Below are 8,028 nucleotides of genomic sequence, written 5' to 3'. Positions count from 1 at the left end.
GGGTGGAGAGGAATTCGTCTACCGAGAGGAGAAACATCTCCGGTTCGAGCGCTACATGGAGGTGTTGGACAGGAATCCCGCAGGACCGTCGGGGCTCGCTCTTTTTTCTGAGGAGGGAGAGGCTCGGGATTTCTGGACGGCTCTTCCCGAATCGATGCGCGAAAAGGGCGTTCTGTGGCCGTCTCTGGGCGGAAAGCGCCTCGCCGAAACATGGCGGAAGGTCCGGAACGGCGAGACGGCGTTTGTCGTGGGAGCGCGGGGGGCGGTGTTCGCCCCCCTTTTCAGGCCGGAAGTCATTCTCGTTGATGAGGAGGCGAGCGGCGGCCACATCGGCCCCGGCACTCCCGCCTTTCATGTCAGGACCGTCGCCTTTCGGCGCGCGCAGCTCTGGAAATCCCTTTTCCTTCTGGGAGGAAGGATGCCTTCGTCCAGAGTGTTTCTTCGCGGAAGGCTCGCTTGTCCTTCCAGGCCCGGAAAACGGCTCATTTTTGTGGATGTGGGACGTGCAAAGTGCCATGATGTGACAGGGGTGGAAGGAGGACTCCGTCTCAGCGGAACTCTCGTGCGCAGAACCTTCGAGGCCGTCTCCTCGGGCAAGGTGGCTCTCTGGCTCCTCGACCGGAAGGGATATGCCGGAGAAGTCGTCTGCGACCAATGCGGCCGCTCCTTTCACTGTCCCCGATGCGGTACGGTGTGCAGAGTGGAAGGCGAGCGCCTCCATTGTCCCCTGTGTGGAGAGGGGCAGCCCTTTCCCCGGGAATGTCCGGCATGTCGCAACCTTCTCCTGGTGGGAAAACGTCCCGGCCTGGAGGCATTGTTGCCCATTGCGGAACGGCTGTGGAAGGGAACCTTTCCCGTCCGGCTCTGGCACAGCGGGCTTTCGGGGGAGAAGCGCCGCTTGCGCGCTCTGTTGGAGGAGATGCGCCGCGGGGGACTCGTGGTGGGCACTCGCTATGCGCTGCAGCTTTGCGATCTCCTCCCCGTCGGGTGCGTTTCTTGGATAGATGCGGACGGAGAGGCGCGTCGTCCCTTTTATGATGCGCGCTTCCAGGCCTTCAAGATGGTTTGGGAGTCCTGCTGGAGAGGAGAAGGAGCGGAGCACCGTCTTGTTGTCGTCCAGAGCAGGAACGTTTCCCTGCCGTGGCTGGGGGCTCTGAAGATCGGCTGGGATGCCTTCTGGAGACGGGAGCTTCAGGAACGGAAGGACTTGGACCTTCCTCCGTGGACGACCTTGCTCTGCCTCGAACTGCCCGAGGCGATGGAGAAAGAGCGCCTGGTGGATCGGCTGGAGGCCGAAGGGTTTGCCCCTCTCGACCCGGATCCAGCGGGGCGGATGGTGTGGCTTCGCGTGCAAGAAGGACATCGTCTCTTTCGCGCCCTCTTTCCGCTCTTCCATCTTCAGTCCCGCCAGGGTGACTTTCCGAGAATCACCCTGTGGCGCGAATGAGCGTATCGATATGCCGAAAAGGCAACAGAAAACGTAGAAACGAGAGGTAGGAAAACACATGGCTGTCGTAACTGTCGTAGGGCGCCCGAACGTGGGAAAATCATCGCTTTTCAACAGGATCGTCGGAAGGCGTGCCGCCATCGTCGACGATCTTCCCGGCGTGACCCGGGACAGACTCTATGGAGAGACCGAGTGGAACGGACGCCGGTTCTACGTGGTCGATACGGGCGGCATCGTCTTCGAGGAAGATCTCCCCTTTGCGCCGGGGATATTTGCCCAGGTCCGTCAGGCCATCGAGGAGAGCGACGTCATTCTTTTCGTCATCGACGGCAGAAACGGACCCAATGCCGTAGACGGAGAGATCGCCTCACTTCTCCGGAAGAGTCGGGTTCCGATCCTCGTGGTGTGCAACAAAATCGACGACCCCGTCCACGAGAAGGAAATGTACGAAGCCTACGGACTCGGCTTCGAACAGGTCTTTCCCGTCAGCGCCATGCACGGGCGGAATGTCGAAGATCTTCTCGACGTGGTGGTCTCGCTTCTGCCCGAGCCTGCAAATGACGAGGAGGAGGTCGAGGAACCGGAGATCTCCGTTGCGCTCATAGGGCGTCCGAACGTGGGAAAATCGAGCATCCTCAATGCGTTGCTCGGGGAAGAGCGCTCCCTCGTGAGCTCCATTCCGGGGACGACGAGGGATGCCATCGACTCTCTCGTGGACATCGGCGGTGTCCTCTACCGCTTCATCGACACTGCGGGCTTGCGGAGAAAGAGCCGCGTCGACTCCGACGTGGAATACTACTCGAACCTCCGCAGTTTCGAGGCCATCGACCGGTGCCACGTGGCGGTGTTGGTCATGGAGGGAGGCGAGACGGCGACGGATCAGGACAAACGGCTTGCCGGCCGGGTACTGGATCGGGGCAAGGGACTCGTTCTCGTGGTGAACAAATGGGACCTGGCGCCGAAACGGGAGGATCTCGGAGACGAGATGCGCAAATTTCTGAAAAGCGAGTTCATCTTCGTGGCACATGCACCCACGGTGTTCGTCTCGGCCAAGACCGGAAGGAACCTCCACAAGATTCCGGAACACGTGGCGGTAGTGCACGCAAACCGGCGTCGCCGCATTTCCACATCCGAGCTGAACCGGCTTCTTCGGGATCTGATGGCTTTCGAGCGCCTTCCCAGCGACGGGTCCGGGCGCTTTCTCAAAGTCTATTACTGCGCTCAGGTACGGACGGCGCCGCCCACTTTCGCCTTTTTCGTCAACGATCCGGAGATCGTCACGCAGCAATTTCATCGACATGTGGAGAAGCAGTTACGCCGGCTCGCTTGCTTCGATGGCGTTCCTCTTCGAATCCACTGGCGGAAAAGCGAGAGAAAGGAATAATAACCTCTTGACCATCAGCAAAGAAGCTGGTAATAATAGGCAGGAACAGGAGCCGTTGCGGTGTTCGCAAAGGTTCCTGTCAATCTGTACAGGAGGTGTTGCGCGGTGACGAAGAATGACCTGGTGCAGGAGGTTGCCAAAGCGACGAATGTGAGCAAGAAAGCGGCAGCCGAAGCGGTGGAGGCGGTCTTCAAGGCCGTTCAGGGCGCTCTCGCGAAGGGCGACAAGGTGCAACTCGTGGGCTTTGGAACCTTCGAGGTTCGTCACCGTGCCCCGAGACAGGGAAGAAACCCCCAGGATCCCAAGAAGGTCATCAAGATTCCCGCGAAAAACGTTCCCGCATTCCGTCCCGGGAAGGCCTTGAAAGACGCGGTGGATGCCAAGGCCGCCAAGGCCGCCAAGAAGAAATAGTCCTTTTCGCCTTTCTTATCCGGCTGTGCGCGCATACTGTCCGTGACGGCAGGTTCGCCTGCCGTTTTTTTTATATGCTGAGGCGCTCTCCCTTGAGATTGTTGTGCAAAGCCAGCCACTGGCCGATTTCCAATTCCTCTGCTCTCGCGGTGGAGGCTATCGCCAGGGACGAGAGACGCTCCTCGACCTGTGCGCGGTCCTTGCCCGCAATGCCGAGGAGCGTGGTGCGCAGCATTTTCCTCCGTTGGGCAAAGGCGTTGCGAAGCAGGGACCGCCAGAGGAAATCGCCGGGGAGCCATGCATACGTTTCTTCCAGAACGATTCGGACGAGACTGGAGTCCACCGAGGGACGCGGAAAGAATGCCGTGGGAGGGATGTTCCGAAGAAGTGCCACGTGTCCCATAGCTTCGAGCGTGATGCCGAGGGGTGTCCGCGCCTTCGTCCCTGGAGAGGCGACGAGGCGTTCCGCCGCTTCTTTCTGGACCATGAGGAGCAGTGTCCGCAGTCCTCGTCCGCTCAGGCACTCGAGGAGCGTCCAGAGAAGGGGCGTCGTGATGTAGTAGGGGACGTTGGCGATGACCTTGTTCGGTCCTTCGGGCAGCTCGCCGTAGGGAAAGCGAAGAGCGTCGTCCCAGTGGAGACGGAGCTTGGGGTGGCGCTGCGCCAGGGGTTCCAGATAGGGGGCCAGCCTCCGGTCCAGTTCGATGGCGATGACCTCCCGACACGGCCCGGCAAGCAGCTCCTCCGTGAGCACACCCATTCCGGGACCGATTTCCAGAACGAGATCCTCCGGGGCAAGCCGTGCCTCCTCGACGAGAATCCGGAGGATATTCCGGTCCTTGAGGAAATTCTGGCCTATGTCCGTATTCGGAACGAAAGACGAAACTTTCTCTCCCTTGTCTTTCACGAGCGCATTTCCACCTTCCCCGTCATCCCTCCGGAAACGGTAGACGTTTGTCCCGCCATTCCGCCTCCATCAGGAAAGAAAAAAGGGGAAACCTTTCGGTTTCCCCTTTCTTTTCAGTGGTCGGGATGAGAGGATTTGAACCTCCGACACCCTGCACCCCATGCAGGTGCGCTAGCCAGGCTGCGCTACATCCCGAAACGCGAGCTATTCTAGCGCACGAATTCAGTTCGGTCAAGCCACCGAATTGCTTCTTGCGACGGGACAGGGGTAAAGCCATTCCTGAAACTGGACGCGGGTGAAGTTTCCCGTGATTTTCGGAGGATGCGACGGCATGTCTGCGTGGTTTCCTGAAAAAAGCCGGGTATAATGTGAGCGGCTCCGGAATCGGGAGGTGGCGTCATGGGTTTCTATCTGAGTGGGTTTTATCGTATGCTTTCGGAGCGGCCGTATTTCGATTGGCCCGAAAAGCTTCAGGGGCGTCTACCCTGGGTCGAGATCGGATTCGGCAACGGTGAATTTCTCGAACACCTTGCCGGGGCGAGTCCGCACCAGCCGATGGTGGGCATGGAAGTGTCGCTGACGTGCCTTGACAAGGCCGCGAGGCGTCTCTGTCGTCTGGGAGCGGAAAATGTCCGGCTCCTGTTGGGAGACGCACGTTTCCTCTTACGGGAATGCTTCGAGGACAACGGAGTGGAAAAGGTTTTCATGAATTTCCCCTGCCCCTGGCCGAAAAGCCGACACGCCCGAAGGCGCGTCACATCCAGGGGATTTGCCGATGCGCTTGCGGCTGTCCTTTGCATAGGAGGGACGTTCCGTCTCGTCACGGACGAGGCGTGGTATGCCCGAGAGGCCATGGCCGCCCTCGGAGAACATCCGGCCCTGTGTGGACGGTTTGAGGATGCTGATGTATCCGACCGGCCCGTGGCGACCAAATACGAAAGAAAGTGGCGGGCCCTGGGCAAGGAGATTCTGTCCGTGGTGGTGGAGAAAACCGCTCCCTGGAGAGGGGAGCGTCTTATGGAGGAGGGGAGAGCGCTGCACGTCGAAGTTGTGTTCGAAGGCGATCTTTGGCAATGTCTCCGTGCGCTCGAAGGGAGGGAGGGACACCGAAACGAAGCTCATTGGATCTTTCGGGAGGTCTTTCTGGGGAACGACGGCAGTGCGCTGGTACAGGTCATTGCCAACGATGACGGATTTGAACAGCGGTTCTTCCTTCGCGCCGTTCGTCGAAACGATCGTGTGCTCGTCAAGATCGACGACACGGCGACACCCTTCAGAACGCCCGCAGTCCGCTTTGCCCTCGAAGAGGCCGCGGGATTTCTGGCGAAGACTCTCCCTTGATGCGATCAGGAAAGGGGACGGGGCCGGTGAAGGAGGTCAGGCCTACGTCGGGGAAAGTCCTGCAGGCGCTGTTCAACATTCTCGGCGACAAAGTCTTGGAGGGCGGGTTCCTCGACCTCTTCGCCGGTACGGGACAGGTCGCTTTCGAAGCCTGGCGGCGTGGAGCCCGTCCCGTTCTGGCCGTGGAGGTGCTCAGGAACCGATGTGAACGTCTCCGGGAAAACCGGAGAGGCGAAACGGGACCGGGAGTTCTCTACATGGACGTTCGGAGAGCACTCGTTCTTCTTGTGAAAAGAAAGAGCCTCTTCTCCGTCGTTTTCGCCGATCCGCCCTACGGGAACGGATGGATTCCCGTCCTTTTCGATCTCCAGGCACAGATCACGAAACTGCTCCTTCCCGGCGGGCTGTTCGTGGTGGAGCATTCGGCGAGAGAACCTTATCCTGAAACTTCCCCCGGGTGGAACACGGAAAGTCGCACCTACGGCGAAACCGTGCTCACCTTCCTGCGGCGGGACGAATCGGAAACGAGTTGAGAGACGATGAGAAAAGCCGTGTATCCGGGATCCTTCGATCCCATCACGAATGGACACGTGTACATTGCCGAGAGGTCCGCCGCGTTGTTCGACGAGCTGGTGGTGGCGGTTCTCTATAACACCCAGAAACAGGGGACGTTCAACATCGAGGAACGCAAAGCCATGGCGAGGGAAGCTCTGATCCACATCCCGAACGTGCACGTCTCCTCCTTCGAGGGACTCCTCGTGGATTTCATGCGCCAAGAGCGGAGTCGCATCATCATTCGGGGGCTTCGCGCCCTTTCGGATTTCGAATACGAATTTCAGCTCGCTCAGATGAATCGCCAGCTCGCCCCGGAGATCGAGACATTCTTCATCGTCACGGAAGCCCAGTATTCCTATCTGTCCAGCCGATCCGTCAAGGAAGTCTTTCATTTCGGAGGGTCGATTCAGGGCATGGTGCCTCCGGGGGTCTACAGGCGTCTTCGCGAGCGTTTTCCTCCGCCCGGTCTGGACATGCGGTAGCGGCGTTCCCGCACCGGTCTCCGCTGCTCAAAGGAGAATGGTGCGGGATGTCGCCTCCGTTCTGATTTGTGGAGTCGGGAGCAGATTTTCCCAGATCTCCGCCGCACGGTGTTCGAAATTCATGATACGCCGGGCGTAGACCGTGTCGGGAGCGGAAGCTTTGGAGAGGACCGGAAGCGAGGCGGAATCCCGCATGTGCCGAAGGAGTGTCCGTCCCGTTCGGTTTGCACCGAGAACCCTGATGTAGGCCGGGCCGAGGCGCTGTATCGCCTTGTACTCCCAGTGATCCAACCCCAGCAGGATGTGCATGAGGTGCCTCTGAATTCGCCCCCGAGGATAACGCTTGGTGACGCAGGCGTTCACCAGCTCCTCCCAAGACGTGCTGTGCCGTGCCGCTTCGAGGATCCGGTGCTCCAGTCCTTCCCGGAGTTCCGCCGAGGAAGCGATTCCTTTCGCTCCGCTCCGGAGAAGGAGCGACCGGAGAATGCGCCAGAGAACGGTGTGGTCCGCAGTGGTCCGTCCCTCGTCCAGGGATTGCAGCAAAAGGGTTGCGGAGGGCGCGGGCATGGCCCGGCGAAGCGCTTCCCGGTCGTCGCGCCGTGCCATCTCCCGAAGCGCTGTCGCGCTGGCCAGAGCGTCCGGTGTGGGATCGTGGTAGCCTTTGCCTTTGCGAAGCACGGGAACGAGAGCTAGTTTGTACTGTCTGGAGAGAACGCGACAGGAATAGGCCACGGCGAGAGAATTGTTCGCGCCTCCGAGAAAACCCTTTTCCTCGGGAAGAAGTTCCTCCACCGCCCGGCTTCGGGCTTCGACGAAGGAATATCCTGCGTCGAGGAAGAACCGCAGTTTCTCCTTGAAGAGCGGGGGTTCCTGAACTAGAATGGCAGCGATAGTGCCCAATTTCGAGCAGGGATTCTCCATGCCGAAGGACAGATGCGTCACGATTCCTGTGCGGGCGAGAATGTCCACGCCCGCATTGGCGAAGATTCCGGCGTTCGCGCAAGAAAAAAGGCAGGGCAGCTCGAGAACGAGGTCCGCGCCACAGCTCAGGGCCATGCGTGTGCGTTGCCACTTGTCGAGAAAAGCCGGCTCTCCCCGCTGCACGAAATGAGAGGAAAGAGCCACCACCACCGCATCTGCGGCGCTTATGTTCCTTGCTGCCGCTAAATGATGGACGTGGCCGTTGTGCAACGGATTGTATTCGGCGATAATGCCCACGATGTTCTTTTTCATATCCATTCCCCCCGGAGAAACCATACGTGTCCGGGGTTACTTAGGTCAAGGGAGGTAATCGCGTGAAAGTCCTCGTTTTGAACTGCGGCAGCTCTTCCCTCAAGTACCAGCTCTTTGACATGGCCGGTGAGAAAGTTAGGGCAAAGGGGCTCGTGGAACGTATCGGTATCGAGGGTGGGCGCATCAAGCATACCAAGACCGGTATGGATTCAGTGGTTTCCGACAGTGATTTCCCGAACCACAAAATTGCCATCAAGGCGGTTCTCGA

At 59.5% G+C, this 8,028-nt stretch carries 8 protein-coding genes, 1 tRNA gene and 1 pseudogene; 7 read left to right on the top strand and 3 right to left on the bottom strand.

Annotated features, from left to right (window positions below; all coding sequences use genetic code 11):
* The 3 genes from Q1K49_RS01100 to Q1K49_RS01090 form a co-directional block, all read left to right on the top strand.
* On the top strand, nucleotides 1–1,447 hold a 1,447-nt coding region (locus Q1K49_RS01100), incomplete at its 5' end, for a prephenate dehydrogenase (RefSeq protein WP_300521808.1).
* A gap of 58 nt (nucleotides 1,448–1,505) precedes the next feature.
* Nucleotides 1,506–2,831, top strand: coding sequence for a ribosome biogenesis GTPase Der (gene der, locus Q1K49_RS01095; RefSeq protein WP_300521807.1), 1,326 nt, complete (start codon nucleotides 1,506–1,508; stop codon nucleotides 2,829–2,831).
* Nucleotides 2,832–2,936: 105 nt separating this feature from the next.
* Nucleotides 2,937–3,242 (top strand): HU family DNA-binding protein, encoded by a 306-nt coding sequence (locus Q1K49_RS01090; RefSeq protein WP_029166319.1) that lies wholly within the window; start codon nucleotides 2,937–2,939, stop codon nucleotides 3,240–3,242.
* Between the two features lie 70 nt (nucleotides 3,243–3,312).
* On the opposite strand, the gene rsmA is transcribed toward Q1K49_RS01090, so the two are convergent.
* Nucleotides 3,313–4,149: a 16S rRNA (adenine(1518)-N(6)/adenine(1519)-N(6))-dimethyltransferase RsmA gene (gene rsmA, locus Q1K49_RS01085; protein WP_300521799.1), complete on the bottom strand. Its 837-nt coding sequence runs from the start codon at nucleotides 4,147–4,149 to the stop codon at nucleotides 3,313–3,315.
* Between the two features lie 117 nt (nucleotides 4,150–4,266).
* Nucleotides 4,267–4,344, bottom strand: a tRNA-Pro gene (locus Q1K49_RS01080).
* A gap of 204 nt (nucleotides 4,345–4,548) precedes the next feature.
* Between Q1K49_RS01080 and trmB the strand changes: the two genes are divergently transcribed.
* The 3 genes from trmB to coaD are packed head-to-tail and all read left to right on the top strand — an operon-like array spanning nucleotide 4,549 to nucleotide 6,527.
* Entirely contained in the window at nucleotides 4,549–5,490 is a 942-nt protein-coding gene (trmB, locus tag Q1K49_RS01075; protein WP_300521796.1) for a tRNA (guanosine(46)-N7)-methyltransferase TrmB, read from the top strand.
* Nucleotides 5,491–5,516: 26 nt separating this feature from the next.
* Nucleotides 5,517–6,023 carry an RsmD family RNA methyltransferase gene (locus Q1K49_RS01070; RefSeq protein WP_300521794.1) on the top strand — a complete coding sequence of 169 codons (507 nt, stop codon included), beginning with the start codon at nucleotides 5,517–5,519 and terminating at the stop codon, nucleotides 6,021–6,023.
* A 6-nt stretch (nucleotides 6,024–6,029) separates the two neighbouring features.
* Nucleotides 6,030–6,527 (top strand): pantetheine-phosphate adenylyltransferase, encoded by a 498-nt coding sequence (coaD, locus tag Q1K49_RS01065; RefSeq protein ID WP_300521792.1) that lies wholly within the window; start codon nucleotides 6,030–6,032, stop codon nucleotides 6,525–6,527.
* 27 nt (nucleotides 6,528–6,554) lie between these two features.
* Here coaD and Q1K49_RS01060 read toward each other — a convergent pair whose 3' ends face one another.
* Entirely contained in the window at nucleotides 6,555–7,760 is a 1,206-nt protein-coding gene (locus Q1K49_RS01060; RefSeq protein ID WP_300521790.1) for a nucleotidyltransferase family protein, read from the bottom strand.
* Between the two features lie 62 nt (nucleotides 7,761–7,822).
* Here Q1K49_RS01060 and Q1K49_RS01055 point away from each other — a divergent pair.
* Nucleotides 7,823–8,028 (top strand): annotated as a pseudogene (locus Q1K49_RS01055) (acetate kinase); the annotation flags it as partial.

This window comes from Aminiphilus sp. (genome assembly GCF_029975095.1).
Classification (GTDB): Bacteria; Synergistota; Synergistia; order Synergistales; family Aminiphilaceae; genus Aminiphilus.
This window is presented reverse-complemented; position numbering and strand designations above follow the sequence as displayed.